At 70.0% G+C, this 24880-nt stretch carries 32 protein-coding genes and 1 pseudogene; 30 read left to right on the top strand and 3 right to left on the bottom strand.

Translation table 11 applies throughout. The annotated features are described in order from the left end of the window. Positions 1–72: 72 nt before the first annotated feature. Entirely contained in the window at positions 73–3978 is a 3906-nt protein-coding gene (locus JKP75_RS16350) for a DNA-directed RNA polymerase subunit beta' (protein WP_200490194.1), read from the top strand. 166 nt (positions 3979–4144) lie between these two features. Here JKP75_RS16350 and JKP75_RS16345 read toward each other — a convergent pair whose 3' ends face one another. The 3 genes from JKP75_RS16345 to JKP75_RS16335 all read right to left on the bottom strand — a co-directional run bounded on the left by JKP75_RS16345 (position 4145) and on the right by JKP75_RS16335 (position 6419). Beyond that, positions 4145–5191 carry an LLM class F420-dependent oxidoreductase gene (locus JKP75_RS16345; RefSeq protein ID WP_200490195.1) on the bottom strand — a complete coding sequence of 349 codons (1047 nt, stop codon included), beginning with the start codon at positions 5189–5191 and terminating at the stop codon, positions 4145–4147. 64 nt (positions 5192–5255) lie between these two features. Then, positions 5256–5471 carry a hypothetical protein gene (locus tag JKP75_RS16340; protein WP_200490196.1) on the bottom strand — a complete coding sequence of 72 codons (216 nt, stop codon included), beginning with the start codon at positions 5469–5471 and terminating at the stop codon, positions 5256–5258. A gap of 57 nt (positions 5472–5528) precedes the next feature. Further along, positions 5529–6419, bottom strand: a complete 891-nt coding sequence (locus JKP75_RS16335) for a hypothetical protein (protein WP_200493247.1) — start codon at positions 6417–6419, stop codon at positions 5529–5531. 676 nt (positions 6420–7095) lie between these two features. Here JKP75_RS16335 and rpsL point away from each other — a divergent pair. The 29 genes and pseudogenes from rpsL (at position 7096) to map (ending at position 24680) form a co-directional block, all read left to right on the top strand. Then, a complete protein-coding gene (gene rpsL, locus JKP75_RS16330; protein ID WP_200490198.1) occupies positions 7096–7470 on the top strand; it encodes a 30S ribosomal protein S12 in 375 nt (124 codons plus the stop codon). After that, positions 7470–7940 (top strand): 30S ribosomal protein S7, encoded by a 471-nt coding sequence (gene rpsG, locus JKP75_RS16325; RefSeq protein ID WP_200490199.1) that lies wholly within the window; start codon positions 7470–7472, stop codon positions 7938–7940. Before rpsL ends, rpsG begins: the two co-directional genes overlap by 1 nt. Positions 7941–8039: 99 nt before the next feature. After that, on the top strand, positions 8040–10139 hold the full coding sequence (gene fusA, locus JKP75_RS16320) for an elongation factor G (RefSeq protein WP_200490200.1): 2100 nt from the start codon (positions 8040–8042) through the stop codon (positions 10137–10139). 92 nt (positions 10140–10231) lie between these two features. Next, positions 10232–11425 carry an elongation factor Tu gene (gene tuf, locus JKP75_RS16315; RefSeq protein WP_200490201.1) on the top strand — a complete coding sequence of 398 codons (1194 nt, stop codon included), beginning with the start codon at positions 10232–10234 and terminating at the stop codon, positions 11423–11425. 123 nt (positions 11426–11548) lie between these two features. Beyond that, entirely contained in the window at positions 11549–11854 is a 306-nt protein-coding gene (rpsJ, locus tag JKP75_RS16310; protein ID WP_014377994.1) for a 30S ribosomal protein S10, read from the top strand. A 15-nt stretch (positions 11855–11869) separates the two neighbouring features. Next, the gene (gene rplC / locus JKP75_RS16305; RefSeq protein ID WP_200493246.1) at positions 11870–12535 is read left to right on the top strand and encodes a 50S ribosomal protein L3; all 666 of its coding nucleotides are present in this window, start codon (positions 11870–11872) and stop codon (positions 12533–12535) included. Further along, positions 12532–13116: a 50S ribosomal protein L4 gene (gene rplD / locus JKP75_RS24105; RefSeq protein ID WP_309229916.1), complete on the top strand. Its 585-nt coding sequence runs from the start codon at positions 12532–12534 to the stop codon at positions 13114–13116. Before rplC ends, rplD (JKP75_RS24105) begins: the two co-directional genes overlap by 4 nt. Next, complete coding sequence (gene rplD, locus JKP75_RS21765; RefSeq protein ID WP_309230016.1) at positions 12998–13309, top strand: 50S ribosomal protein L4; 312 nt, start codon at positions 12998–13000, stop codon at positions 13307–13309. Before rplD (JKP75_RS24105) ends, rplD (JKP75_RS21765) begins: the two co-directional genes overlap by 119 nt. Further along, entirely contained in the window at positions 13306–13608 is a 303-nt protein-coding gene (gene rplW / locus JKP75_RS16295; protein ID WP_091770151.1) for a 50S ribosomal protein L23, read from the top strand. Before rplD (JKP75_RS21765) ends, rplW begins: the two co-directional genes overlap by 4 nt. A gap of 71 nt (positions 13609–13679) precedes the next feature. After that, positions 13680–14513, top strand: coding sequence for a 50S ribosomal protein L2 (gene rplB, locus JKP75_RS16290; protein WP_200493245.1), 834 nt, complete (start codon positions 13680–13682; stop codon positions 14511–14513). 31 nt (positions 14514–14544) lie between these two features. Further along, entirely contained in the window at positions 14545–14826 is a 282-nt protein-coding gene (rpsS, locus tag JKP75_RS16285) for a 30S ribosomal protein S19 (protein ID WP_029340037.1), read from the top strand. Positions 14827–14846: 20 nt separating this feature from the next. Next, a pseudogene (gene rplV / locus JKP75_RS16280) lies at positions 14847–15200 on the top strand (50S ribosomal protein L22); the annotation flags it as partial. Positions 15201–15313: 113 nt separating this feature from the next. Further along, a complete protein-coding gene (rpsC, locus tag JKP75_RS16275) occupies positions 15314–16237 on the top strand; it encodes a 30S ribosomal protein S3 (protein ID WP_200490204.1) in 924 nt (307 codons plus the stop codon). Positions 16238–16240: 3 nt separating this feature from the next. Further along, complete coding sequence (gene rplP, locus JKP75_RS16270) at positions 16241–16657, top strand: 50S ribosomal protein L16 (protein ID WP_104523783.1); 417 nt, start codon at positions 16241–16243, stop codon at positions 16655–16657. Continuing rightward, positions 16657–16890: a 50S ribosomal protein L29 gene (gene rpmC / locus JKP75_RS16265; protein WP_097194642.1), complete on the top strand. Its 234-nt coding sequence runs from the start codon at positions 16657–16659 to the stop codon at positions 16888–16890. Before rplP ends, rpmC begins: the two co-directional genes overlap by 1 nt. Beyond that, positions 16887–17180 carry a 30S ribosomal protein S17 gene (rpsQ, locus tag JKP75_RS16260; protein ID WP_200493244.1) on the top strand — a complete coding sequence of 98 codons (294 nt, stop codon included), beginning with the start codon at positions 16887–16889 and terminating at the stop codon, positions 17178–17180. Before rpmC ends, rpsQ begins: the two co-directional genes overlap by 4 nt. 205 nt (positions 17181–17385) lie before the next feature. Continuing rightward, on the top strand, positions 17386–17754 hold the full coding sequence (gene rplN, locus JKP75_RS16255) for a 50S ribosomal protein L14 (protein ID WP_091770139.1): 369 nt from the start codon (positions 17386–17388) through the stop codon (positions 17752–17754). A gap of 35 nt (positions 17755–17789) precedes the next feature. After that, positions 17790–18104 carry a 50S ribosomal protein L24 gene (rplX, locus tag JKP75_RS16250; RefSeq protein ID WP_091982735.1) on the top strand — a complete coding sequence of 105 codons (315 nt, stop codon included), beginning with the start codon at positions 17790–17792 and terminating at the stop codon, positions 18102–18104. 32 nt (positions 18105–18136) lie between these two features. After that, entirely contained in the window at positions 18137–18691 is a 555-nt protein-coding gene (rplE, locus tag JKP75_RS16245; RefSeq protein WP_242471648.1) for a 50S ribosomal protein L5, read from the top strand. A 19-nt stretch (positions 18692–18710) separates the two neighbouring features. Then, positions 18711–18896, top strand: a complete 186-nt coding sequence (locus JKP75_RS16240) for a type Z 30S ribosomal protein S14 (protein WP_040338541.1) — start codon at positions 18711–18713, stop codon at positions 18894–18896. A gap of 154 nt (positions 18897–19050) precedes the next feature. Beyond that, entirely contained in the window at positions 19051–19461 is a 411-nt protein-coding gene (rpsH, locus tag JKP75_RS16235; protein ID WP_200490207.1) for a 30S ribosomal protein S8, read from the top strand. Between the two features lie 14 nt (positions 19462–19475). Further along, positions 19476–20015, top strand: a complete 540-nt coding sequence (gene rplF, locus JKP75_RS16230) for a 50S ribosomal protein L6 (protein ID WP_200490209.1) — start codon at positions 19476–19478, stop codon at positions 20013–20015. Further along, entirely contained in the window at positions 20015–20422 is a 408-nt protein-coding gene (rplR, locus tag JKP75_RS16225; protein ID WP_200490211.1) for a 50S ribosomal protein L18, read from the top strand. The genes rplF and rplR overlap by 1 nt, the downstream gene beginning before the upstream one ends. A gap of 49 nt (positions 20423–20471) precedes the next feature. Further along, on the top strand, positions 20472–21101 hold the full coding sequence (gene rpsE / locus JKP75_RS16220) for a 30S ribosomal protein S5 (RefSeq protein ID WP_200490213.1): 630 nt from the start codon (positions 20472–20474) through the stop codon (positions 21099–21101). Between the two features lies 1 nt (position 21102). Then, positions 21103–21282, top strand: coding sequence for a 50S ribosomal protein L30 (rpmD, locus tag JKP75_RS16215; protein WP_200490215.1), 180 nt, complete (start codon positions 21103–21105; stop codon positions 21280–21282). Positions 21283–21301: 19 nt separating this feature from the next. Further along, positions 21302–21739, top strand: coding sequence for a 50S ribosomal protein L15 (gene rplO, locus JKP75_RS16210; RefSeq protein WP_375335645.1), 438 nt, complete (start codon positions 21302–21304; stop codon positions 21737–21739). Positions 21740–21867: 128 nt separating this feature from the next. Next, positions 21868–23178 carry a preprotein translocase subunit SecY gene (gene secY, locus JKP75_RS16205; protein ID WP_200493239.1) on the top strand — a complete coding sequence of 437 codons (1311 nt, stop codon included), beginning with the start codon at positions 21868–21870 and terminating at the stop codon, positions 23176–23178. Beyond that, the gene (locus JKP75_RS16200; protein ID WP_200490219.1) at positions 23178–23798 is read left to right on the top strand and encodes an adenylate kinase; all 621 of its coding nucleotides are present in this window, start codon (positions 23178–23180) and stop codon (positions 23796–23798) included. The genes secY and JKP75_RS16200 overlap by 1 nt, the downstream gene beginning before the upstream one ends. A gap of 12 nt (positions 23799–23810) precedes the next feature. Further along, complete coding sequence (map, locus tag JKP75_RS16195) at positions 23811–24680, top strand: type I methionyl aminopeptidase (protein ID WP_309229915.1); 870 nt, start codon at positions 23811–23813, stop codon at positions 24678–24680. The last annotated feature ends 200 nt before the right edge of the window (positions 24681–24880 follow it).

The following is a 24880-nucleotide window of genomic DNA, read 5'->3' as shown; positions in this document are numbered from 1 at the left end:
TGACCCAGGGCCGGCCGGCCACCACCTCCAAGTCATAGAAGCGAAGCACTAGCCCCTGAAAGGGGTCACACCTTGCTCGACGTCAACTTCTTCGACGAGCTCCGCATCGGGCTGGCCACCGGCGACGACATCCGCCAGTGGAGCCACGGTGAGGTAAAGAAGCCCGAGACCATCAACTACCGCACCCTCCGCCCGGAGAAGGACGGTCTCTTCTGCGAGAAGATCTTCGGTCCCACCCGGGACTGGGAGTGCTACTGCGGCAAGTACAAGCGCGTGCGCTTCAAGGGCATCATCTGCGAGCGCTGCGGCGTCGAGGTGACCCGCGCCAAGGTGCGCCGTGAGCGGATGGGCCACATCGAGCTGGCCGCCCCGGTCACCCACATCTGGTTCTTCAAGGGCGTGCCCTCGCGCCTGGGCTACCTGCTCGACCTGGCGCCCAAGGACCTCGAGAAGATCATCTACTTCGCGGCCTATATGATCACCTCGGTCGACGACGAGGCGCGGCACCGCGATCTCCCGACCATCGAGGCCGAGATCAGCGCCGAGAAGTCGAACCTGGAGGGCCAGCGCGACGCCAACGTCGAGGCCCGCCAGCAGAAGCTCGAGGCCGACCTGGCCGAGCTCGAGGCGGAGGGCGCCAAGTCCGACGTCCGCCGCAAGGTGCGCGAGGGCGGCGAGCGCGAGATGCGCCAGCTGCGCGACCGCTCCCAGCGGGAGATCGACCGCCTCGACGAGGTGATGGACACCTTCCGCAAGCTCGAGGTCAAGCAGCTCATCGCCGACGAGGGCCTCTACCGCGAGCTGCGCGACCGCTTCGGTGAGTACTTCGAGGGCGGCATGGGCGCCGCGGCGCTGCAGAAGCTGCTCGCCGGCTTCGACCTCGACGCCGAGGCCGCCTCGCTGCGCGAGACCATCCGCAGCGGCAAGGGCCAGCGCAAGCTGCGCGCGCTCAAGCGGCTCAAGGTCGTCGCGGCGTTCCAGCAGACCCGCAACTCGCCCATGGGCATGGTGCTGGACTGCGTCCCGGTCATCCCGCCGGACCTGCGCCCGATGGTGCAGCTCGACGGTGGCCGCTTCGCCACCAGCGACATGAACGACCTGTACCGCCGGGTGATCAACCGGAACAACCGGCTCAAGCGCCTGCTGGACCTCGGTGCCCCCGAGATCATCGTGAACAACGAGAAGCGGATGCTCCAGGAGTCCGTGGACGCGCTGTTCGACAACGGCCGTCGCGGCCGTCCGGTCACCGGCCCGGGCAACCGTCCGCTGAAGTCCCTGAGCGACCTGCTCAAGGGCAAGCAGGGCCGGTTCCGCCAGAACCTGCTCGGCAAGCGCGTCGACTACTCCGGCCGTTCGGTCATCGTCGTCGGCCCGCAGCTGAAGCTGCACCAGTGCGGCCTGCCCAAGCAGATGGCCCTGGAGCTCTTCAAGCCCTTCGTCATGAAGCGGCTGGTCGACCTCAACCACGCCCAGAACATCAAGTCCGCCAAGCGGATGGTCGAGCGTGCGCGCCCGGTCGTGTGGGACGTGCTGGAAGAGGTCATCACCGAGCACCCGGTGCTGCTCAACCGCGCACCCACGCTGCACCGCCTGGGCATCCAGGCCTTCGAGCCGCAGCTGGTCGAGGGCAAGGCCATCCAGATCCACCCGCTCGTCTGCACCGCGTTCAACGCGGACTTCGACGGTGACCAGATGGCCGTGCACCTGCCGCTGTCGGCCGAGGCGCAGGCCGAGGCCCGCATCCTCATGCTGTCCAGCAACAACATCCTGAGCCCGGCCGACGGTCGTCCGATCACCGCGCCGACCCAGGACATGGTGCTGGGCCTGTACCACGTCACCACCGTGGTGCCGAGCCGGCACGAGGCCGACGGCGGCCAGCCGGCGGCGTACTCGTCCGCGTCCGAGGCCCTCATGGCCTACGACAAGGGCGCGCTGGGCCTGCAGGAGCGCGCGCTGATCCGCCTCGACGAGGTGTTCGGCGTGGACAACGGCAAGGTCAACGAGGCCTGGGTGCAGCCCGAGGACTGGACGCCCGGCGCCCCCGCCGTCGTCGAGACCAGCCTGGGCCGCGTGCTGTTCAACGAGGCCCTGCCCGAGGACTACCGCTTTGTCAACTACCAGGTGCCGAAGAAGGAGCTCGGGGCGATCGTCAACGACCTCGCCGAGCGCTACCCCAAGGTGCAGGTGGCGGCGACGCTGGACGCCCTCAAGTCGGCCGGTTTCCGCTGGGCGACCCGCTCGGGCGTCACGATCGCCATCGACGACGTCGTGACCCCGCCGGCCAAGCGCGAGATCATGGACCGGCACGAGGCCGAGGCCGCCAAGATCGAGAAGCAGTACGAGCGCGGTGTCATCACTGACTCCGAGCGCCGTGGCGAGCTGATCGAGATCTGGACCCGCGCGCGGGCCGAGGTCTCCCAGGCGATGGTGGACAACTTCCCCACCACGAACCCGGTCTGGGTCATGGTCAACTCGGGCGCCCGAGGCAACATGATGCAGATCAGCCAGATCGCCGGTATGCGTGGTCTGGTCGCCAACCCGAAGGGCGAGATCATCCCGCGGCCGATCAAGGCCAACTTCCGGGAGGGTCTGTCCGTGCTGGAGTACTTCATCTCCACGCACGGCGCCCGCAAGGGCCTCGCGGACACCGCCCTGCGGACCGCCGACTCCGGGTACCTCACCCGTCGTCTGGTGGACGTCTCGCAGGACGTCATCATCCGCGAGGAGGACTGCGGCACCGAGCGCGGCGTCCTCATGCCGATCGGCACCGTGGTCGACGGCGTCGTCACCCGTGACGCGCACGTCGAGACCAGCGTCTACGCCCGCGCCCTGGCCGCCGACGTGGTGGCCGAGGACGGGACGGTCATCGCCCCGGCGAACGCCGACCTCGGTGACGTGCTCATCCAGACGCTGATCGACGCCGGTGTGGCCGAGGTCAAGGTGCGCTGCGTGCTCACCTGCGAGTCGCTGCTCGGCACCTGCGCGACCTGCTACGGCCGCTCGCTGGCCTCGGGCAAGCTCGTGGACGTCGGCGAGGCCGTCGGCATCATCGCCGCACAGTCCATCGGCGAGCCCGGCACGCAGCTGACGATGCGCACCTTCCACACCGGTGGTGTGGCCGGTGCCGACATCACGCACGGTCTGCCGCGTGTGGTCGAGCTCTTCGAGGCCCGTGTCCCCAAGGGCAAGGCGCCGATCGCGGAGCTCGCCGGCACCGTCCGGATCGAGGACAGCGAGCAGTTCCGCAAGCTGACCATCACCCCGGACGACGGCTCGGACGAGGTCGTCTACGAGAAGCTGTCGCGTCGCTCGCGGCTGCGGGTCGAGGACGGCTCGCACGTCGAGGTGGGCGAGCAGCTCACCGAGGGCGCCGTCGACCCGCACGAGGTGCTGCGGATCATGGGCCCGCGCGAGGTGCAGCTGCACCTGGTCCGCGAGGTCCAGGAGGTCTACCGCTCGCAGGGCGTGTCGATCCACGACAAGCACATCGAGGTGATCATCCGCCAGATGCTGAAGCGGGTGACCATCATCGACTCGGGCGCCACGGAGTTCCTGCCGGGTGCGCTGGTCGAGCGGACGCTGTTCGAGACCGAGAACCGCCGCGTCGTCGCCGAGGGCGGCGAGCCGGCCTCGGCCCGTCCGGTCCTCATGGGCATCACGAAGGCCTCGCTCGCGACCGAGTCGTGGCTGTCGGCCGCCTCCTTCCAGGAGACGACCAAGGTCCTCACCGACGCCGCGATCCAGGGCAAGAGCGACAGCCTGCTCGGGCTCAAGGAGAACGTGATCATCGGAAAGCTGATCCCGGCGGGTACGGGCATCAGCCGCTACCGGAACATCACGGTCGAGCCGACCGAGGAGGCGCGCGCCGCCGTCTACACCATGGCCGGCTACGACGACGGGCAGTACTACAGCCCGGACGTCTTCGGTCAGGGCACCGGCGAGGCCGTGCGTCTCGAGGAGTACGACTGGCGCCAGTGACGCCAGGTAGGCAGTGACGACAGGGCCCCCGGATCCGACCTCGGATCCGGGGGCCCTGTCGTCTGCCCGCGCTGGGATCAGGTGACCTGATCGTGGCGCGTCCTCCCTCGTGGTGGGCGGTGAGGGAGGACGCGCTACGAGGAGGGAGGACCGCCTGGGTGGTGGCTCAGCCGCTGATCTTCTTCATGGTCTCGACCGTCTTCAGCCGGCCGGCCGGGCTGCCGTCGAGGGGCTGCAGCATGAGCGTGGTGACGCCGGCCTCGGCGAACGCGGCGACCCGCTCCGCGACGTAGGACTCCGGGCCGATGAGGGACGTCGCCCGCACCAGCTCGTCGGGCACCTTGGCGGCGGCCTCGTCCTTCTTGCCGGTGAGGTACAGGTCCTGGATCTCCTTGGCCTCGGCCTCGAAGCCGTAGCGGACGGCGAGGTCGTTGTAGAAGTTCTTGCCCCGGGCGCCCATGCCACCGATGTAGAGGGCCAGGCCCGGGCGCACGCGGTCGAGCAGCTGCGCCTCGTCCAGGTCGTCGCCGATCGCGACCGGCACGCCGGTGACCACCTGCAGGTCGCCCAGCTCGGGGGCGCGCTTGGCCTTGCCGGCAGCCAGCGCGTCGCCCCAGACGGCCTGTGCGCGCTCGGGCATGAAGAAGATCGGCTCCCACGCCTCGGCGATCTCGGCGGCGAGCTCGACGTTCTTCGGACCGAGGGCGGCCAGCATCACCGGGATGCGCTCGCGCACGGGGGTGTTGATCAGCTTCAGCGGCTTGCCCAGCCCGGTGCCCTGGCCCTCCGCGAGCGGGATGTCGTACTTCTTGCCGTGGTGCTCGACGCGCTCGCGGCGCCACACCTTGCGGCAGATCTCGACGACCTCGCGGGTGCGCTGCAGGGGAGCGTCGTAGGGGACGCCGTGCCAGCCCTCGATGACCTGCGGGCCGGAGGCGCCCAGGCCCAGGGTGAAGCGCCCGTCGGAGACGAAGTCCAGGCCCGCCGCGGTCATCGCGGTGAGGGCCGGGGTGCGGCTGTACAGCGGGAAGATCGCGCTGAGCAGCTCGACGCGCTCGGTCACGGCGGCGAGGTAGCCGAGCTGGCTCACCGCGTCGAACGTGTAGACCTCGGCGACCGCGGCGACGTCGAGCCCGGCGGACTCCAGGTCGCGGATCTCGGCTGCTGTCTGCTTGAACCCACCGCTGTAACTGGCTTGGGTGCCGATGCGCACGTGCCCTCCTCAGGTGTCCGGGCCCGCGGCGGTGCGGCGCCCCTGGGGGCACGCTATCGGCCCGCTACAACGGCCGGACCACTCCGATGACCTGGGTCACCACCCGCACGCCGTCGACCTGGCCGGGAACCCGGGGGCCGGCGTCGGGATCGACGAGGTCCACGGTCACCACGTAGCCGTCGGGCCGCCGCGTCAGCCCGACCGCGGCGACGCCGGGGTCGTCGGCGAGGCGCGCGGTGAGGACGCGCTTCGCGGCGCGTGCGGTGGCGCGGTCGGTCATGCGCCCCATGGTGCCCCCACGCGGCGCGCCAGGACACCCGCGTGCCCCGCCGTCGGATCAGTCGTGCACCCACTCGGCGCCGAGGACCCGGAGCACGGTGGCGAGCGGGTTGGCGAAGGTGACCCCGGAGCCGCCCGGGCCGCCGGTCGTGCTCCCGGCGAACAGCAGCGCGAGCGGTGCGCGGTCCCGGCTGCGCCAGATCACCGAGCCGCTGTCGCCCCCGGCGCTGAAGGCCCCGGCCGCGCCCTGGATCTCCAGCTGGTCGTCGAAGCGGTGGACCACGCCGTCGTACTGCACCGCCACGGCGTCCACCTCCACCGCGGTCACCACACCGCGGGTGTGCCCCGTGGTCCGGCCGACCTTCTCCACCTGCTCGTCCGGTTCGACGTCCAGGCTGTCGGGCACGAGGGCGCCAAGCGCCCCGCCGGGGAGCTCGCCCGGCCGCGCCGCCACCCCGGCGTCCAGGAGGGCGACGGCGGCGTCGACAAGAATGGCCCGGCCGGCCACGAGCGGCTCCGCGGCCGCGAGCGAGCCGACCCGGTCGCCCGGGCCGCCGCCGTCGGACGGGCCGGGCTGCAGCACGGCGTCCCCGGGGGAGCCGGCACCGCTCGCCGCCAGCACGTGGTTGTTCGAGAGGACGGCCAGCCCGCCCGGGGTGCGCACGAAGCCGCCCAGGGTGCCGGCGGTGACCGCGGCGTGCGCCACGGAGAGGCCGGGCCGGAGCGGGCGCACGCGCTGCCGCAGCTCACCGGGTGCGGGGGAGGGCAGCGCGCGCACCGGACCGATCACCCGCACGTCCACCTCGGCCCCGGCAGTCCGGCCGAGGTCCGGCAGGAGGGCGCGGTCGCTGTCCCGCTGCAGCCGGACCGCCACCCGTCCGCCGGCGGCACCGGCAGGGGTGAGCCCGACCGCCACCCACGGCCAGGGGGCACCGGTGCGTTCCTCCACCGCGGCCGCCGAGGCCGACGGCAGCTGCGCGAGGATGCGGGCCTTGAAGCTCGCGGGCGGAGTCGGCGTGCACGGGAACCCTCCGGGGTCGGGTGAGCGGGACGCACGGGACGCTAGGGGTGAGGTCCGACGAACCCGGGCGTTCCGCGGACCCGGCGCAGCGGGTCCGGCCCCGTCGGCACCGCGCAGCCGGTAGCGTGCCGATCGCCCCGTGGGAGCCGCCGCGATCGCCGCTGCGCCCCCCGGGGAAGAGGACGGGGCGACGTGCCGTTGCCCCGGATGCCACCCGCTCCGGTGGGTGGTGGTCGGCCATCGGCCGTGCATGTGAGGGACCCGGCTTTGACCGGTCCTCCGGGCGCGGGTATCGTGGTCAGCCGTGCCCAGGGTGCCCTGGGCCAGCTCCCGTTCGCGGTGCGCCTGGGCGACGTACGTTGGTCGCCTGGACCGCCTCCCGGCCCCCGGCCGGAGGGTGGCGGCGCCGAGTCGCGAGGGGCTACCGAGTTCGGTCCGACCGCGGACCGGTCCCGGATCGGGCGACACGCCCGACCGCGGGGGTCGGACAGCGGCCGGCGGCCGGGAACGGGTGGGTCACCGCAGGGCGGCCCGGCACCCAGCACGACAGCACGCACCACACTTCAGAGCACGACCCAGCGCAGGTAGGAGATCCAGGCCACCCATGCCCACGATCAACCAGCTGGTCCGCAAGGGCCGCGAGGACAAGGTCACCAAGACCAGCACTCCGGCGCTGAAGGGTTCGCCCCAGCGCCGCGGAGTCTGCACGCGCGTCTACACGACGACGCCGAAGAAGCCGAACTCGGCGCTGCGCAAGGTGGCCCGCGTGCGGCTCACCAGCGGGGTCGAGGTCACCGCCTACATCCCGGGCGTCGGCCACAACCTGCAGGAGCACTCGATGGTGCTCGTGCGCGGCGGCCGAGTGAAGGACCTGCCGGGCGTGCGCTACAAGATCATCCGCGGCTCGCTGGACACGCAGGCCGTCCGTGGCCGCAAGCAGGCCCGCAGCCGCTACGGCGCCAAGAAGGAGAAGAGCTAATGCCTCGCAAGGGCCCCGCGCCGAAGCGACCGCTGGTCATCGACCCGGTCTACCAGTCGCAGCTGGTCACCCAGCTGGTCAACAAGGTGCTCGTCGACGGCAAGCGCTCGATCGCCGAGGCGATCGTCTACGGCGCCCTCGAGGGTGCCCGCGCCAAGAACGACACCGACCCGGTCGTCACGCTCAAGCGCGCGCTGGACAACGTAAAGCCGAGCCTCGAGGTCCGCAGCCGCCGTGTCGGTGGCGCGACCTACCAGGTGCCGGTCGAGGTGCGCGCCTCGCGCAGCACCACCCTCGGTCTCCGCTGGCTGATCCAGTACAGCCGGGCCCGTCGCGAGAAGACGATGACCGAGCGCCTGATGAACGAGATCCTCGACGCCAGCAACGGCCTCGGCGCCGCTGTGAAGCGCCGCGAGGACACGCACAAGATGGCCGAGGCGAACAAGGCCTTCGCGCACTACCGCTGGTAACCACCGCACCAGCGCCCGCCGTCGGCGGGACTCCCGGGACGCGCTCACGAGGTCGTCGCCCCGGCACCCGCACACGGACCTGAACCACGAGGAGAAGAAATGGCCAGCAACGAGGCCCAGCTCCGCAAGACCCGCAACATCGGGATCATGGCGCACATCGACGCCGGCAAGACCACCACCACCGAGCGCATCCTCTTCTACACCGGTATCACGTACAAGATCGGTGAGGTCCACGACGGCGCGGCCACGATGGACTGGATGGAGCAGGAGCAGGAGCGCGGCATCACCATCACGTCCGCCGCGACGAAGTGCTCCTGGAACGGCCACGACATCAACATCATCGACACCCCCGGGCACGTCGACTTCACCGTCGAGGTGGAGCGCTCGCTCCGCGTGCTCGACGGTGCGGTCGCGGTCTACGACGGTGTCGCCGGCGTCGAGCCGCAGACCGAGCAGGTGTGGCGGCAGGCCGAGAAGTACGGCGTCCCGCGCATGTGCTTCGTCAACAAGCTCGACCGCACCGGCGCGGACTTCTTCCGCTGCGTCGACATGATGGTCGACCGCCTCGGCGCCAACCCGCTGGTGCTCCAGCTGCCGATCGGTGCCGAGTCGGACTTCATCGGCGTCGTCGACCTGGTCGAGATGCGCGCGCTCACCTGGCGCGGTGAGACCAAGATGGGCGAGGACTACGCCGTCGAGGAGATCCCCGCCGAGCTCGCCGACCAGGCCGCCGAGTACCGCGAGAAGCTGCTCGAGAACATCGCCGACTTCGACGACTCGCTGATGGAGGACTACCTCGGCGGCGAGGAGATCGCGGTCGACCGCCTCAAGGCGGCCATCCGCAAGGCCACCATCGGCGGCCAGGTCAACCCGGTCCTCACCGGCACCGCGTTCAAGAACAAGGGCGTGCAGCCCCTGCTCGACGCGGTGGTCGACTACCTGCCCAGCCCGCTGGACATCGAGGCGATCGTCGGCACCGCGCTGGACGGCGAGACCGAGGTCCTGCGCCACGCCGACGAGGACGAGCCGTTCTCCGCGCTGGCGTTCAAGATCCAGACCGACCAGCACCTGGGCAAGCTGACCTACGTCCGCGTGTACTCGGGCCGGCTCGACGCGGGGACCGCGGTGCTCAACAGCACCAAGGACCGCAAGGAGCGGATCGGCAAGATCTACCAGATGCACGCGAACAAGCGCGAGGAGCGCGAGGGCGTGGGCGCCGGCCAGATCGTGGCGGTCAACGGCCTCAAGCAGACGACGACGGGTGACACCCTCTGCGACCCGCAGAAGCCGGTCATCCTGGAGTCGATGAGCTTCCCCGCTCCGGTCATCTCGGTCGCCATCGAGCCGAAGACCAAGAGCGACCAGGAGAAGCTGGGCACGGCCATCCAGAAGCTGGCCGAGGAGGACCCGACCTTCCAGGTCAAGCTGGACGAGGAGACCGGTCAGACGGTCATCTCCGGCATGGGCGAGCTCCACCTGGAGATCCTCGTCGACCGCATGCGCCGCGAGTTCAACGTCGAGGCCAACGTCGGCAAGCCGCAGGTCGCCTACCGCGAGACGATCCGCAAGGGCGTCGAGCGCTACGACTACACGCACAAGAAGCAGACCGGTGGTTCCGGCCAGTTCGCGAAGGTGCAGATCGCCCTCGAGCCGCTCGAGATGAGCGCCGACTCGGCGACCTACGAGTTCGAGAACAAGGTCACCGGTGGTCGCATCCCGAAGGAGTACATCCCCTCGGTCGACCAGGGCATGCAGGACGCCATGCAGTACGGCGTGCTGGCCGGCTACCCGATGGTGGGCGTCAAGGCGCTGCTGCTGGATGGCCAGTACCACGAGGTCGACTCCTCGGAGATGGCCTTCAAGATCGCCGGTTCGATCGCCTTCAAGGAGGCGGCGCGCAAGGCCAGCCCGGCCCTGCTGGAGCCGCTGATGGCGGTCGAGGTGACCACGCCCGAGGACAACATGGGTGACGTCATCGGCGACCTCAACTCCCGCCGCGGCACCATCCAGGCGATGGAGGAGCGCTCCGGCGCCCGCGTCGTCCGGGCCCTGGTCCCGCTGTCGGAGATGTTCGGCTACGTGGGCGACCTGCGCAGCCGCACCCAGGGACGGGCGAGCTACTCGATGGTCTTCGACTCGTACGCCGAGGTCCCGGCCAACGTCGCCAAGGAGATCATCGCCAAGGCGACCGGCGAGTAACGGAATGCGGGCCGGCCGGCCCGCGCTCCCCCCAGCAACAGCCCCACCCCCAGAGCACGCACCACCTGCGTAACCACGAGGAGAGGAACCCAGTGGCCAAGGCCAAGTTCGAGCGGACCAAGCCGCACGTCAACATCGGCACCATCGGGCACATCGACCACGGGAAGACGACGCTCACCGCGGCGATCACCAAGGTCCTGCACGACAAGTACCCGGACCTCAACGAGGCGTCCGCCTTCGACCAGATCGACAAGGCGCCCGAGGAGAAGGCCCGCGGCATCACGATCTCGATCGCGCACGTCGAGTACCAGACGGAGAACCGTCACTACGCGCACGTCGACTGCCCCGGTCACGCCGACTACATCAAGAACATGATCACCGGCGCTGCCCAGATGGACGGCGCGATCCTGGTGGTCGCGGCGACCGACGGCCCGATGCCGCAGACCAAGGAGCACGTCCTCCTCGCCCGCCAGGTCGGCGTCCCCTACATCGTGGTGGCCCTGAACAAGGCCGACATGGTGGACGACGAGGAGATCCTGGAGCTCGTCGAGCTCGAGGTCCGCGAGCTCCTCAGCGAGTACGAGTTCCCGGGCGACGACGTCCCCGTGGTCCGCGTCTCGGCGCTGAAGGCCCTCGAGGGCGACGCCGAGTGGGGCGACAAGCTCATGGAGCTGATGAACGCCGTCGACACCGCGATCCCGGAGCCGGAGCGCGACATCGACAAGCCGTTCCTCATGCCCGTCGAGGACGTCTTCACCATCACCGGTCGTGGCACGGTCGTCACCGGCCGCGTCGAGCGTGGCATCGTCAAGGTCTCCGAGGAGATCGAGATCGTCGGCATCCGCGAGAACTCGACCAAGACCACGGTCACCGGCGTCGAGATGTTCCGCAAGCTGCTCGACCAGGGCCAGGCCGGTGACAACGTCGGTCTGCTCCTCCGCGGCATCAAGCGCGAGGACGTGGAGCGTGGCCAGGTCGTCGTGAAGCCCGGCTCGATCACCCCGCACACCAACTTCGAGGGCTCGGTCTACATCCTCTCGAAGGACGAGGGTGGCCGTCACACGCCGTTCTTCAACAACTACCGTCCCCAGTTCTACTTCCGGACGACGGACGTCACCGGTGTGGTCACCCTGCCCTCGGGCACGGAGATGGTCATGCCCGGCGACAACACCGAGATGACGGTGGAGCTCATCCAGCCCATCGCCATGGAGGAGGGCCTCAAGTTCGCCATCCGTGAGGGTGGTCGGACCGTGGGCGCCGGCCGGGTCACCAAGATCCTCAAGTAACACCCCCGGTGCGCGGCGGCCGGCAACCGGCCGCCGCGCACCACCCCGGGTCGCTTCGACCCAGCTCGGGTCAGCAGACCCACTCGAACTTTCACAACCGATCGGCAGGAGCAGAAGACAGCGATGGCGGGACAGAAGATCCGCATCCGGCTGAAGGCCTACGACCACGAGGCGATCGATGCCTCGGCGCGACGCATCGTGGAGACGGTCACCAAGACCGGAGCGCGAGTGGTCGGCCCGGTGCCGCTGCCGACGGAGAAGAACGTGTACGCGGTGATCCGTTCGCCGCACAAGTACAAGGACTCGTTCGAGCACTTCGAGATGCGCACGCACAAGCGGCTCATCGACATCCTCGACCCGACGCCGAAGACGGTGGACGCGCTCATGCGCATCGACCTGCCGGCCTCGGTCGACGTCAACATCCAGTAAGGGCAGTCAGCAGACATGGCGAGCACATTTCGTGGTCTCCTCGGCGAGAAGCTGGGGATGACCCAGGTCTTCGACGAGAACAACCGCCTCGTGCCGGTGACCGTCGTCAAGGCGGGCCCCTGTGTGGTGACCCAGGTCCGCACCCCCGAGGTGGACGGCTACTCGGCCCTCCAGCTCGGGTTCGGCGAGATCGACCCGCGCAAGGTGAACCGTCCCGAGGGCGGGCACTTCACCAAGGCGGGCGTGACGCCGCGGCGGCACCTGGTGGAACTCCGCACGGCGGACGCCGGTGAGTACACGGTCGGCCAGGAGCTGACCACCGAGGTCTTCGACGGCGTGGCCAAGGTCGACGTCATCGGCACCAGCAAGGGCAAGGGCACCGCCGGTGTCATGAAGCGTCACGGCTTCAAGGGACTGGGCGCCGGGCACGGCGTGCAGCGCAAGCACCGGTCGCCGGGCTCCATCGGTGGCGCGTCGACCCCCGGTCGCGTGTTCAAGGGCCTGAAGATGGCCGGCCGCATGGGCCACGTGAAGACGACGACGCTGTCGCTGGTCGTGCACAAGGTGGACGCCGAGCGCGGTCTGCTGCTGATCAAGGGCGCCATCCCCGGCCCGAAGGGCGGGCTCGTGCTCGTTCGTTCGGCCGTCAAGGGCGGTCCCGTGGGGAGTGACACCAAGTGAGCCAGTCCATCGAGACGCGCACCGACCGCCAGGTCGACGTCCGCACGCCGGCCGGCGAGACCTCGGGCAGCGTCACGCTGCCCGGCGCCCTCTTCGACGCCGACGCCAACGTCTCCCTGATGCACCAGGTCGTCGTGGCGCAGCTCGCCGCGGCCCGCCAGGGCACCCACTCGACCAAGACCCGCGCCCAGGTCAGCGGCACCGGCGCCAAGCCGTACCGCCAGAAGGGCACCGGTCGGGCCCGTCAGGGTTCGCTGCGCGCGCCGCAGTTCTCCGGTGGTGGCATCGCCCACGGCCCCGTGCCGCGCGACTACACCAAGAAGACGCCCAAGAAGATGAAGGCCGCCGCTCTCCGCGGTGCCCTCTCCGACCGGGCGCGCGAGGGCCGGGTCCACGTCGTGTCGGCGTTCGTCGACGGCGACGCCCCGAATGACCAAGGCCGCCATGGCGACGCTCAACGCGATCACCTCGGCCAAGAAGGTCCTCGTCGTGCTCGACCACGACGACGTCCTCAACTGGGTGAGCCTGCGCAACCTGCCGCAGGTGCACCTCATCGAGGCCGGCCAGCTGAACACCTATGACGTGCTCGTCGCCGACGAGGTGGTCTTCACCGAGACCGCCCTGGCCGAGTACGTCGCCGGGCCCACCAAGGGGAAGCGCTCCGGCGCCGACCTGCCCGACCTCGCCACCCGCGAGATCCCCGGTGGCGTCCCGTCCATCGCCCCCGCCGCCGGCGCGGGCACCGTCGAAGAGACCACCGAGGAGAAGGCATGAGCGTCCGCGACCCCCGGGACGTCCTGCTCTCCCCGGTCATCTCCGAGAAGAGCTACGGGCTGCTCGACAGCAACCAGTACACGTTCATCGTGCTGCCCGAGGCCAACAAGACGCAGATCAAGATCGCGGTCGAGCAGATCTTCAACGTGAAGGTCCTGGGCGTGAACACGATCAACCGTCAGGGCAAGCGCAAGCGCAGCCGTGGCACGCAGATGGGGAAGCGCAAGGACACCAAGCGCGCCATCGTCTCCGTCGCTCCCGGTGACCGCATCGAGATCTTCGGGGGACCGGGCGCCTGAGGTAGGCGACCCGCCCACCCCACCACCCCGGCCCTCACGGACCAGAGATAGAGACAGGGACTGAGTCAGCAATGGCTATCCGTAAGTACAAGCCGACGACGCCGGGCCGCCGCGGCTCCAGCGTCGCCGACTTCGCCGAGGTCACCCGCGACCATCCCGAGAAGTCGCTGGTCCGGCCGCTGCACGGCCGCGGTGGACGCAACGTCCACGGCAAGGTCACCGCGCGCCACCAGGGTGGTGGGCACAAGCGCGCCTACCGGCTGATCGACTTCCGCCGGGCGGACAAGGACGGCGTGCCCGCCAAGGTCGCGCACATCGAGTACGACCCGAACCGCACGTCTCGCATCGCGCTGCTGCACTTCGCGGACGGCGAGAAGCGCTACATCATCGCGCCGGCGAAGCTCAAGCAGGGCGACACGGTCGAGTGCGGCCCCGCGGCCGACATCAAGCCGGGCAACAACCTGCCGCTGCGGAACATCCCGGTCGGCACGGTGGTTCACGCCATCGAGCTCCGCCCCGGTGGCGGCGCGAAGATCGCCCGGTCGGCGGGTACCAGCGTCCAGCTGGTCGCCCGTGAGGGCCGGTTCGCCCAGCTGCGCATGCCGTCGGGCGAGATCCGCAACGTCGACGTGCGCTGCCGCGCCACCGTCGGCGAGGTGGGCAACGCCGAGCAGTCGAACATCAACTGGGGCAAGGCCGGCCGCATGCGGTGGAAGGGCAAGCGCCCGACCGTCCGCGGTGTCGCCATGAACCCGGTGGACCACCCGCACGGTGGTGGTGAGGGCAAGACCTCCGGTGGTCGTCACCCGGTGAACCCCAAGGGCAAGCCGGAGGGCCGCACGCGCAAGCGCAAGGCCAGTGACGCCCTGATCGTGCGCCGCCGGCGCGCCAACAAGAAGCGCTGAGCCCGGGTAACCGGCGGTAAAGGAGAGCCGAATGCCTCGCAGTCTGAAGAAGGGCCCGTTCGTCGACGACCACCTCCTCAAGAAGGTGGACGCGCAGAACGAGAAGGGCACCAAGAACGTGATCCGTACCTGGTCACGCCGCTCGACGATCATCCCCGACATGCTGGGTCACACCCTCGCGGTGCACGACGGCCGCAAGCACGTCCCGGTGTTCGTGACCGAGGCGATGGTCGGGCACAAGCTCGGCGAGTTCGCCCCCACGCGCACGTTCCGTGGGCACATCAAGGACGACCGCCGCTCGCGGCGGGGCTGACCAGGTAGAGAGAGATTCAGATGACTTCCCAGTTGGGACAGGAGGCGCCGGTCGCCCGGGCTACGGCCCGGTTCGTCCGCGTGACCCCCATGAAGGCCCGGCGGGTGGTGGACATGGTCCGCTACCTGCCCACCGACGAGGCGCTGGCGCTGCTGCGCTACGCCCCGCAGAGCGCCAGTGAGACGGTGGCCAAGGTGGTCGCCAGCGCCGTGGCCAACGCGGAGCACAACCTGCAGCTCGACCCGGCCGCGCTGGTCGTCAGCGCCGCCTACGTCGACGAGGGCCCGACGCTCAAGCGGATCCGTCCGCGTGCGCAGGGCCGGGCGTTCCGCATCAACAAGCGGACCAGCCACATCACCATCGAGGTGAGCGAGGTCGCGACCAGCGCCGAGCTGGCCCAGAAGTCGCGCAAGGCCCGCCGGGAGACCGGCATGGTCGGCCCGGCGACCCAGCAGTCCGGCAGCAACACGAGGGGAGGGACCCGCTAGTGGGTCAGAAGGTCAACCCGCACGGGTTCCGACTCGGGATCACCACCGACTACAAGTCCCGGTGGTACGCGGACAAGCTGTACAAGGACTACGTCAAGGAAGACGTCGCGATCCGCAAGCTCATGTCCAAGGGCATGGAGCGGGCCGGCATCTCCAAGGTGGAGATCGAGCGCACCCGTGACCGGGTCCGCGTCGACATCCACACCGCCCGCCCGGGCATCGTCATCGGCCGCCGCGGCGCCGAGGCCGACCGCATCCGCGGCGAGCTCGAGAAGCTCACCGGCAAGCAGGTGCAGCTGAACATCCTCGAGGTCAAGAACCCCGAGTCGGACGCGCAGCTGGTCGCCCAGGGCGTCGCCGAGCAGCTCTCCAGCCGGGTCAGCTTCCGCCGCGCCATGCGCAAGGCGATGCAGTCGGCGCAGCGCAGCCCGCAGGTCAAGGGCATCCGCGTGCAGTGCTCGGGTCGCCTCGGCGGCACCGAGATGAGCCGCTCGGAGTTCTACCGCGAGGGTCGCGTCCCGCTGCACACGCTGCGCGCGAACATCGACTACGGCATCTACGAGGCCCGCACCACCTTCGGCCGCATCGGCGTCAAGGTGTGGATCTACAAGGGTGACGTCAGCGGCTCGCGTGCCGAGCGCGAGGCCCTCGAGGCCCTCGCCGCCCGTCAGGGCCAGCGCCGCGAGCGCCCCCAGCGCCCGCGCCGCTCGGGTTCCTCGGGCACCACCGCCGGTGGCACCGAGGCCGGCCGCGCCGCGGTGGAGTCCTCGACCGGGCCCGCCCCCGAGACCACCGAGAGCACCGTCGCCGTCACCTCCGGGGACGTCGCTCCGGAGACGACCGTCGCCGAGGTCGCCGGCCCGGAGGCCACCGCTGCCGCCGAGACCACCGCGGCCCAGGCGACCGAGAACACGGAGAGCTGAGCCATGCTCATCCCACGGCGCGTCAAGCACCGCAAGCAGCACCACCCGAGCCGTTCCGGCCGGGCCAAGGGCGGCACCGAGATCAACTTCGGTGAGTTCGCGATCCAGGCTCTCGAGCCGGCCTACGTGACCAACCGCCAGATCGAGTCCGCGCGTATCGCGATGACCCGGCACATCAAGCGTGGCGGAAAGGTGTGGATCTCGATCTACCCGGACCGTCCGCTGACCAAGAAGCCCGCCGAGACCCGCATGGGTTCCGGTAAGGGTTCGCCCGAGTGGTGGGTGGCCAACGTCAAGCCCGGCCGCGTCCTGTTCGAGCTGTCCGGTGTCGCCGAGCCCGTGGCCCGCGAGGCCATGCGGCGCGCGATCCACAAGCTGCCGATGAAGTGCCGCTTCATCACGCGAGAAGGAGAAGTGTGATGGCCGCCGGTCTGACCGCTCCCGAGCTGCGCGAGCTCTCCGCCGACGAGCTCGCCTCGCGGCTGCGTGAGTCGAAGGAAGAACTGTTCAACCTGCGGTTCCAGGTGGCCACCGGCCAGCTGGACAACAACCGGCGACTGCAGACCGTCCGCCGCGACATCGCCCGGATCTACACGATCATGCGCGAGCGCGAGCTGGGTCTCTCGGTCGCCCCGAACGAGGGTGTGGCATGAGCGAGACCCAGGGAGCGTCGGGCCCCGGCCTGGCCGGCCGCGGCTACCGCAAGGTCCGTGAGGGCCTGGTGGTCAGAGACGACAAGATGGAGAAGACCATCGTCGTCGAGGTGGAGGACCGCGTGAAGCACGCCCTCTACGGCAAGGTCATCCGCCGCACGAACAAGCTCAAGGTCCACGACGAGCAGGGCCTCGCCGGCATCGGCGACCGCGTGCAGATCATGGAGACCCGGCCGCTGTCGGCCACCAAGCGGTGGCGCGTCGTCCAGGTCATCGAGAAGGCCAAGTAAGAGGCGGCCCCCCGGGGCCGCAGCGGGTAGGAGTACCCTGGACCATCGGCGCGCATCTCACCGCTCTGCGGCTCGCGCGCCGCATCCCGGTACCCGTGGTTCGGACGCACCGGTGGCTCGCGCCGCCGGTGCGTCCGCACGCGGTATCGGACAGCCGGTTCACCGTCTCGGCCCGGCTGTCACCACAAGTGTTTGGGAGTAGCACGTGATCCAGCAGGAGTCGCGACTGCGCGTCGCCGACAACACCGGTGCGAAGGAGATCCTCTGCATCCGGGTGCTCGGCGGCTCGGGGCGACGCTACGCGGGCATCGGCGACATCATCGTCGCCACCGTGAAGGACGCGCTGCCGGGTGCCGGTGTGAAGAAGGGTGACGTCGTCAAGGCCGTCATCGTCCGCACCGTGAAGGAGCGCCGTCGTCCGGACGGTTCCTACATCCGGTTCGACGAGAACGCCGCGGTCATCATCCGCGACAGCGGCGACCCGCGCGGAACCCGCATCTTCGGGCCCGTGGGCCGGGAGCTGCGCGACAAGCGCTTCATGCGGATCATCTCGCTCGCCCCGGAGGTGCTGTGATCATGGCTGCCATCAACAACGGCAAGACGCCGTCGATGAAGGTGAAGAAGGGCGACACCGTCCTGGTCCTCGCGGGCCGGGACAAGGGTGCCAAGGGCCGCGTCATCGCCGCCTACCCCAAGCTCCAGAAGGTCCTGGTCGAGGGCGTGGGGCGGGTCAAGAAGCACACCCGCATCAGCTCCAACCAGCGCGGCGCCCAGCAGGGCGGGATCGTCACGCAGGAGGCTCCCATCCACGTGAGCAACGTGATGGTGATCGACTCCGAGGACAAGCCGACCCGGGTCGGTTACCGCAAGGACGAGGAAGGCCGCAACATCCGGGTCTCGCGGCGCACCGGTAAGGACCTCTGAACATGAGCGCACCCAGCCGCGAGCTGCCCCGCATGCTCGCCAACTACCGCGAGAACATCGCCCCGACGCTCCAGAGCGAGTTCGGCTACGACAACGTCATGCAGATCCCGCGCCTGACGAAGATCGTCGTCAACATGGGCGTCGGCGAGGCCACCCGCGACGCCAAGCTGATGGACGGCGCGGTCCGCGACCTCACCGCCATCACCGGCCAGAAGCCGGCCGTCGTCCGGGCCCGCAAGTCCATCGCCCAGTTCAAGCTGCGCGAGGGCATGCCGATCGGCGCGAAGGTCACCCTCCGCGGCGACCGCATGTGGGAGTTCCTCGACCGCCTGCTCTCGCTCGCCCTGCCCCGCATCCGTGACTTCCGCGGCCTGAACGCCAAGCAGTTCGACGGCCACGGCAACTACACGTTCGGGCTGAACGAGCAGTCCATGTTCCGCGAGATCGACGTCGACAAGATCGACCGCCCGCGCGGCATGGACATCACGCTCGTCACCACCGCCACGACCGACGAGGAGGGCCGCGAGCTGCTCCGCCAGCTCGGCTTCCCCTTCGCCGGCCAGCCCGTCGTCACGACCGTCCGCTGAGTCGGGCAGGAGAGAAGCAATGGCCAAGAAGGCGCTGATCAACAAGGCGGCCCGCAAGCCCAAGTTCGCGGTCCGTGGCTACACCCGCTGCCAGCGGTGCGGTCGTCCGCACGCGGTCTTCCGCAAGTTCGGCCTCTGCCGGATCTGCCTGCGGGAGATGGCGCACGCCGGGGAGCTCCCGGGCGTGAAGAAGTCCAGCTGGTGACCTGCTCCACCCCCGCCCGCCGCTAGCCGGCAGGCCGCACCACCGGCCCACCCGGGCCAGACAACCCAGGCACCACCGATCGCCGAAAGGCCCACGCGCCAAGTCATCGCGACCCGGCGCATGAGGAACCGCGGCGAGAGAGGCACCACACGTCATGACCATGACCGACCCGATCGCGGACATGCTGACGCGTCTGCGGAACGCCAACCAGGCGTACCACGACAGCGCGGCCATGCCGTCGTCGAAGCTGAAGACGCACATCGCGGAGATCCTCCAGCAGGAGGGCTACATCGCCGGCTGGCGCGTCGACGACGTCGAGAAGGACGGCAGCACCTTCAAGCAGCTCGTCGTCGACCTGAAGTACGGCCCGAACCGCGAGCGCAGCATCGCCGGTGTCCGTCGCGTCTCGAAGCCGGGGCTCCGCGTCTACGCGAAGTCGACCGCGCTGCCCAAGGTGCTCGGCGGCCTGGGCGTGGCGATCATCTCCACGTCCACCGGGCTGCTCACCGACAAGCAGGCGAACAAGAAGGGCGTGGGTGGGGAAGTCCTCGCCTACGTCTGGTAAGGGAGCGAGCGAAGATGTCACGGATCGGACGACTCCCGATCGCCGTGCCCGGTGGCGTGGACGTCGCCATCGACGGTCAGACGGTCAGCGTGAAGGGGCCCAAGGGCGAACTCCGCCACACGGTCGCCGCGCCGATCACCGTCGAGCGCGACGAGGACGGCACGCTGCGGGTGCAGCGCCCCAACGACGAGCGGCAGAACCGCGCCCTGCACGGGCTCTCGCGGACGCTCATCGCCAACATGATCACCGGCGTCACCGAGGGCTACACGAAGACCCTCGAGATCGTCGGCGTCGGCTACCGCGTCCAGGCGCGCGGCTCGGACCTCGAGTTCGCCCTGGGCTTCAGCCACCCGGTGCCGGTCAAGGCACCGGACGGCATCACCTTCGCCGTCGAGACCCCGACCCGCCTGCGGGTCAGCGGTATCGACAAGCAGCTCGTCGGTGAGGTCGCAGCCAAGATCCGCAAGATCCGCAAGCCCGACCCGTACAAGGGCAAGGGCGTGCGGTACCAGGGCGAGGTCGTCAAGCGCAAGGTCGGGAAGACGGGTAAGTGATGGCTCAGGCAGAGAAGGCCGCTCGGGTCCACAAGCCCGTCGGAACCGACGTCAGCACGGCGCGCCGCGTCTCGCGGCTGCGTCGCCACAACCGGCTGCGCAAGCGCGTCTCCGGCACCGCCGAGCGTCCGCGCCTGGTGGTCAAGCGCAGCTCGCGCCACATCCACGTGCAGGTGGTCGACGACACCGTCGGCCGCACGCTGGTCAGCGCCTCCACGATGGACGCCGGCCTGCGCGGTGCCGAGGGCGACAAGTCCGCCCTGGCCCGTCAGGTGGGCGCCCTGGTGGCGGAGCGGGCGAAGACCGCGGGCATCACGGCGGTCGTCTTCGACCGCGGTGGCAACCGGTACGCCGGGCGGATCGCCGCCCTGGCCGAGGGTGCCCGCGAGGGTGGGCTGGACTTCTGATGACCACCCACACCAGCAGCACGAGCGAGCAGATCGAGAGGGACGTCTGATGCCAGGACCACAGCGACGCGGCGGCGGCGCCGGCGGTGCCGGCGGTGCCGGTGGCAACGACCGCCGTGACCGTCGTGACGGCGGCCGGGGCCCCGGTGGCGCGCCCGCCGAGAAGAGCAACTACATCGAGCGCGTGGTCGCCATCAACCGCGTGTCCAAGGTCGTCAAGGGTGGTCGGCGCTTCAGCTTCACCGCCCTGGTGATCGTGGGCGACGGTGACGGCACCGTGGGCGTCGGCTACGGCAAGGCCAAGGAGGTGCCCGCGGCGATCGCCAAGGGCGTCGAGGAGGCCAAGAAGCACTTCTACAAGGTGCCTCGCATCGCCAGCACCATCCCGCACCCCGTGCAGGGTGAGGCGGCGGCCGGCGTCGTGCTGCTCAAGCCGGCCAGCCCCGGTACCGGTGTCATCGCCGGTGGTCCGGTGCGCGCCGTCCTCGAGTGCGCCGGCATCCACGACGTGCTCTCCAAGAGCCTCGGGTCCTCGAACCCGATCAACATCGTGCACGCCACGATGCAGGCGCTGAAGGACCTCGTCCGTCCCGAGGAGATCGCGGCCCGCCGCGGTCTGCCGCTGGAGGACGTCGCCCCGGCGGCCATGCTCCGTGCCCGTGCGGGCCAGGGAGTCTGAGATGGCGCAGCTGAAGGTCACCCAGATCAAGTCGTCGATCGGTACCAAGCCGAACCAGCGCCAGACGCTGCGTTCGCTGGGGCTCAAGCGGATCCACGACTCGGTCGTCCAGGAGGACCGTCCCGAGATCCGCGGGATGGTCGCGACGGTGCCGCACCTGGTCACCGTCGAAGAGGTCTGAGGAAAGACTCGCTATGACTCTGAAGGTCCACCACCTGCGTCCGGCCCCGGGCGCCCACACCGCCAAGACCCGCGTGGGTCGCGGTGAGGGCTCCAAGGGCAAGACGGCCGGTCGCGGCACCAAGGGCACCGGGGCGCGCGGCAACACCTCCGCCCGGTTCGAGGGTGGGCAGACCCCGCTGCACATGCGGCTGCCCAAGCTCTCGGGCTTCAAGTCCCCGAACAAGGTCGTCTTCCAGGTCGTCAACCTCGACCGGATCGCGGCGCTGTTCCCGCAGGGTGGCCCGGTCACCCCGGAGACCCTCGCCGAGGTGGGTGCGGTCCGCCGCAACCAGCCGGTGAAGGTCCTCGGCACCGGCGAGCTCGGCGGTGTCAAGGTCGACGTCCAGGCCCACGCCTTCTCCTCGGCCGCGGCCGAGAAGATCGGCGCGGCCGGGGGCAGCACCACCCGCATCTGACCGGTCCCCGGCACCCGCCGCGAGTGCGCTCGCGGCGGGTCCTGCCGGGTGCCACCATTCGGCCCGCCCCTGCACCAGTGCGGGGCGGGCCGATTGCTAACCTCGACCGACCGAGAAGGGGAGGGCACGTGCTGCAGGCGTTCGCCGCGGCGTTCCGGACGCCAGACCTCCGGCGCAAGCTGCTGTTCTCCCTGGCGATCATCGCCGTGTACCGGCTGGGCGCCCAGGTCCCCGGTCCCGGGGTGTCGGTGGAGGCGATCAACAATTGCCTCGAGATCGCCCAGAACGGGTCGCAGCGGGACATCTACTCGCTGGTCAACCTCTTCTCCGGTGGCGCACTGCTGCGCCTGTCGGTGTTCGCGCTCGGCATCATGCCGTACATCACCGCGAGCATCATCGTCCAGCTGCTGGTCGTGGTCATCCCGCGCTTCGAGCAGCTGAAGAAGGAAGGGCAGTCGGGTCAGGCCAAGCTGACCCAGTACACCCGCTACCTGACGATCGCCCTGGCGGTCCTGCAGAGCACCGGGATCATCGCGCTGGCCCGCAGCGGCCAGCTGTTCCCCGGGTGCTCCGAGCCGATCATCCCGTCCGACTCGGTCTGGACGACGGTCGTGCTCGTCATCGCGCTCACCGCCGGCACCGCGCTGATCATGTGGCTCGGCGAGCTGCTGACCGAGAAGGGGATCGGCAACGGCATGTCCGTGCTGATCTTCACCTCGATCGCCGCCCGCATCCCGGCCGAGGGCGGCTCGATCCTGCAGACCCGCGGCGGGCTGGTCTTCACCGTCGTCTGCGCCTTCGCCGTCCTGATCATCGGCGCGGTCGTCTACGTCGAGCAGGCGCAGCGGCGCATCCCGGTGCAGTACGCCAAGCGGATGGTCGGCCGGCGCATGTACGGCGGCACCTCGACCTACCTGCCGCTCAAGGTGAACCAGGCCGGCGTCATCCCGGTCATCTTCGCCTCGTCCCTGCTCTACCTGCCGCAGCTCATCAGCCAGCTCCAGGGTGACGAGACGGGCTCGGTCCGGCGGTTCTTCGAGAACTACATCATCGACCAGAGCAGCCCGGTGCACGTCGCGCTGTACTTCGCGCTGATCGTCTTCTTCACGTACTTCTACGTGTCGATCACGTTCAACCCGGAGGAGCGGGCCGACGACATGAAGCGCTACGGCGGCTTCATCCCCGGCATCCGGCCCGGCCGCCCGACGGCGGAGTACCTGCAGTACGTGCTGTCGCGGATCACGCTGCCGGGCGCGCTCTACCTCGGGATCGTGGCCGTGCTGCCGAACTTCTTCCTGGCCGTGACGCAGGAAGGGCAGAACCAGAACTTCCCGTTCGGCGGGACCGCAGTGCTGATCATGGTCGGAGTGGGGTTGGAGACGGTGAAGCAGATCGAGACGCAACTGAACCAGCGCAGCTACGAAGGGTTCCTGAAGTAGTGCGCGTCGTCCTGCTGGGGCCGCCCGGAGCGGGCAAGGGCACCCAGGCCGAGTTCATCGCCGCGCGCCTCGCCGTCCCGGCGATCTCCACCGGTGACATCTTCCGCGCGAACGTCAGCGGGCAGACCGAGCTGGGGCAGAAGGCCAAGGTCTACATGGACGCCGGTGACCTCGTCCCCGACGAGATCACCGTGGCCATGGTCAAGGACCGCCTCGCCCAGCCCGACGCCGTCAACGGGTTCCTGCTCGACGGCTTCCCGCGCACGATCGCGCAGGCCGAGCAGCTGGCCGCCTCGCTGGCCGAGCTCGGTCACGGGCTGGACCGCGTGCTCGAACTGGTCGTCGAGGAGGAGGAGCTGGTCCGCCGGCTCTCCGGCCGGCGGATGCTCGTCGACGGCGAGATGGTGCAGCGCGACGACGACAAGCCCGAGACGGTCCGGCACCGCCTGGAGGTCTACCGGGAACAGACCGCGCCGCTGTCGGGGTTCTACGACGACGAGGGCCTGCTGTCCCGCATCGACGCGATCGGTGCCGTGGACGAGGTCACGGCGCGGGCGCTGCGGGCGCTCGGCGTCGACCCCGAGGGCACCGCCCCCGGCGCGGCCGCGGCCGGCGCCTGAGGCGGGCCGGCAGTGCACGGCGACCGCCGCGAGGCACTGCTGGCCCGGGTGCCGCTGCTGGCGAAGTGGAGTGGACGGATGATCCAGATCAAGACCGCGCAGGAGATCGAGCTCATGCGCGCCTCCGGGCTCGTGACGGCCGGTGCGCTGGCGGCGGTCAAGGCCGCCGTCCGGCCGGGTGTCACCACCGGTGAGCTCGACGCGGTCGCCGAGGACCACATCCGCTCGAAGGGTGCCGTCCCGAACTTCCTGGGCTACCACGGGTTCACCGGCACCATCTGCGCGTCGATCAACGACGAGGTCGTGCACGGGATCCCGAACCCGGACCGGCAGCTCGCCGAGGGCGACAACATCTCCATCGACTGCGGCGCGATCCTGGCCGGCTGGCACAGCGACTCCGCCGTCACGGTGACGGTGGGGGAGGCCTCCCCCGAGGACGCCGCGCTCATCGAGGTGACCGAGCGATCGATGTGGGCGGGGCTGGCCCGGGCGATCGCCGGCGGGCGGCTGACCGACATCAGCGCCGCCGTCGAGGAGTCGATCCGCGCGCACGAGCACCCCTACGGGATCGTCGACCACTACGGCGGGCACGGCATCGGCACCGAGATGCACCAGGACCCGCACGTGCTCAACTACGGCCGCGCGGGCCGCGGCCCCAAGCTCGTCCCCGGGCTCGCGCTGGCGATCGAGCCCATGGTGACCACCGGCGACCCCGCGACGGTCGAGCTCGACGACGGCTGGACCGTCGTCACCAAGGACGGCTCGCGGGCCGCGCACTTCGAGCACACCGTGGCGATCACCCCCGAGGGCCCGTGGGTGCTGACGGCCGAGGACGGCGGCGTCGCCGGTCTCGCGCCCTTCGGGGTCACGCCCCGGTCCTGATCCGTCCGGGGGGCTGTCGCGCAGCCCTCATGGGGGCCGGTTGGGAAGCGGCCGGTCGTCAGGTACGATTCCCTGTGGCGCTAGCGCCGTTCTTTCGTCGTGCTGTGGCCGCGTGACGGGGAGCGCCCTCGCGAGAGCGCCAGCACCACCTGTTCTGCAACATCACCGAGTCCGTCGTCCCGGGTGTCCCCGTGGGCGGG

The sequence above is a fragment of the Blastococcus sp. TML/M2B genome, from assembly GCF_016612865.1.
GTDB lineage: Bacteria > Actinomycetota > Actinomycetes > Mycobacteriales > Geodermatophilaceae > Blastococcus.
This window is presented reverse-complemented; position numbering and strand designations above follow the sequence as displayed.

Coding starts and splice junctions, on each gene's coding strand:
- JKP75_RS16340 (WP_200490196.1), bottom strand. CDS start 5,471: ATGACCGACCGCGCCACCGCACGCGCCGCGAAGCGCGTCCTCACCGCG.
- rpsL (WP_200490198.1), top strand. CDS start 7,096: ATGCCCACGATCAACCAGCTGGTCCGCAAGGGCCGCGAGGACAAGGTC.
- rpsG (WP_200490199.1), top strand. CDS start 7,470: ATGCCTCGCAAGGGCCCCGCGCCGAAGCGACCGCTGGTCATCGACCCG.
- fusA (WP_200490200.1), top strand. CDS start 8,040: ATGGCCAGCAACGAGGCCCAGCTCCGCAAGACCCGCAACATCGGGATC.
- rpsJ (WP_014377994.1), top strand. CDS start 11,549: ATGGCGGGACAGAAGATCCGCATCCGGCTGAAGGCCTACGACCACGAG.
- rplC (WP_200493246.1), top strand. CDS start 11,870: ATGGCGAGCACATTTCGTGGTCTCCTCGGCGAGAAGCTGGGGATGACC.
- rplW (WP_091770151.1), top strand. CDS start 13,306: ATGAGCGTCCGCGACCCCCGGGACGTCCTGCTCTCCCCGGTCATCTCC.
- rplB (WP_200493245.1), top strand. CDS start 13,680: ATGGCTATCCGTAAGTACAAGCCGACGACGCCGGGCCGCCGCGGCTCC.
- rpsS (WP_029340037.1), top strand. CDS start 14,545: ATGCCTCGCAGTCTGAAGAAGGGCCCGTTCGTCGACGACCACCTCCTC.
- rplP (WP_104523783.1), top strand. CDS start 16,241: ATGCTCATCCCACGGCGCGTCAAGCACCGCAAGCAGCACCACCCGAGC.
- rpmC (WP_097194642.1), top strand. CDS start 16,657: ATGGCCGCCGGTCTGACCGCTCCCGAGCTGCGCGAGCTCTCCGCCGAC.
- rpsQ (WP_200493244.1), top strand. CDS start 16,887: ATGAGCGAGACCCAGGGAGCGTCGGGCCCCGGCCTGGCCGGCCGCGGC.
- rplX (WP_091982735.1), top strand. CDS start 17,790: ATGAAGGTGAAGAAGGGCGACACCGTCCTGGTCCTCGCGGGCCGGGAC.
- rplE (WP_242471648.1), top strand. CDS start 18,137: ATGCTCGCCAACTACCGCGAGAACATCGCCCCGACGCTCCAGAGCGAG.
- JKP75_RS16240 (WP_040338541.1), top strand. CDS start 18,711: ATGGCCAAGAAGGCGCTGATCAACAAGGCGGCCCGCAAGCCCAAGTTC.
- rpsH (WP_200490207.1), top strand. CDS start 19,051: ATGACCATGACCGACCCGATCGCGGACATGCTGACGCGTCTGCGGAAC.
- rplF (WP_200490209.1), top strand. CDS start 19,476: ATGTCACGGATCGGACGACTCCCGATCGCCGTGCCCGGTGGCGTGGAC.
- rplR (WP_200490211.1), top strand. CDS start 20,015: ATGGCTCAGGCAGAGAAGGCCGCTCGGGTCCACAAGCCCGTCGGAACC.
- rpsE (WP_200490213.1), top strand. CDS start 20,472: ATGCCAGGACCACAGCGACGCGGCGGCGGCGCCGGCGGTGCCGGCGGT.
- rpmD (WP_200490215.1), top strand. CDS start 21,103: ATGGCGCAGCTGAAGGTCACCCAGATCAAGTCGTCGATCGGTACCAAG.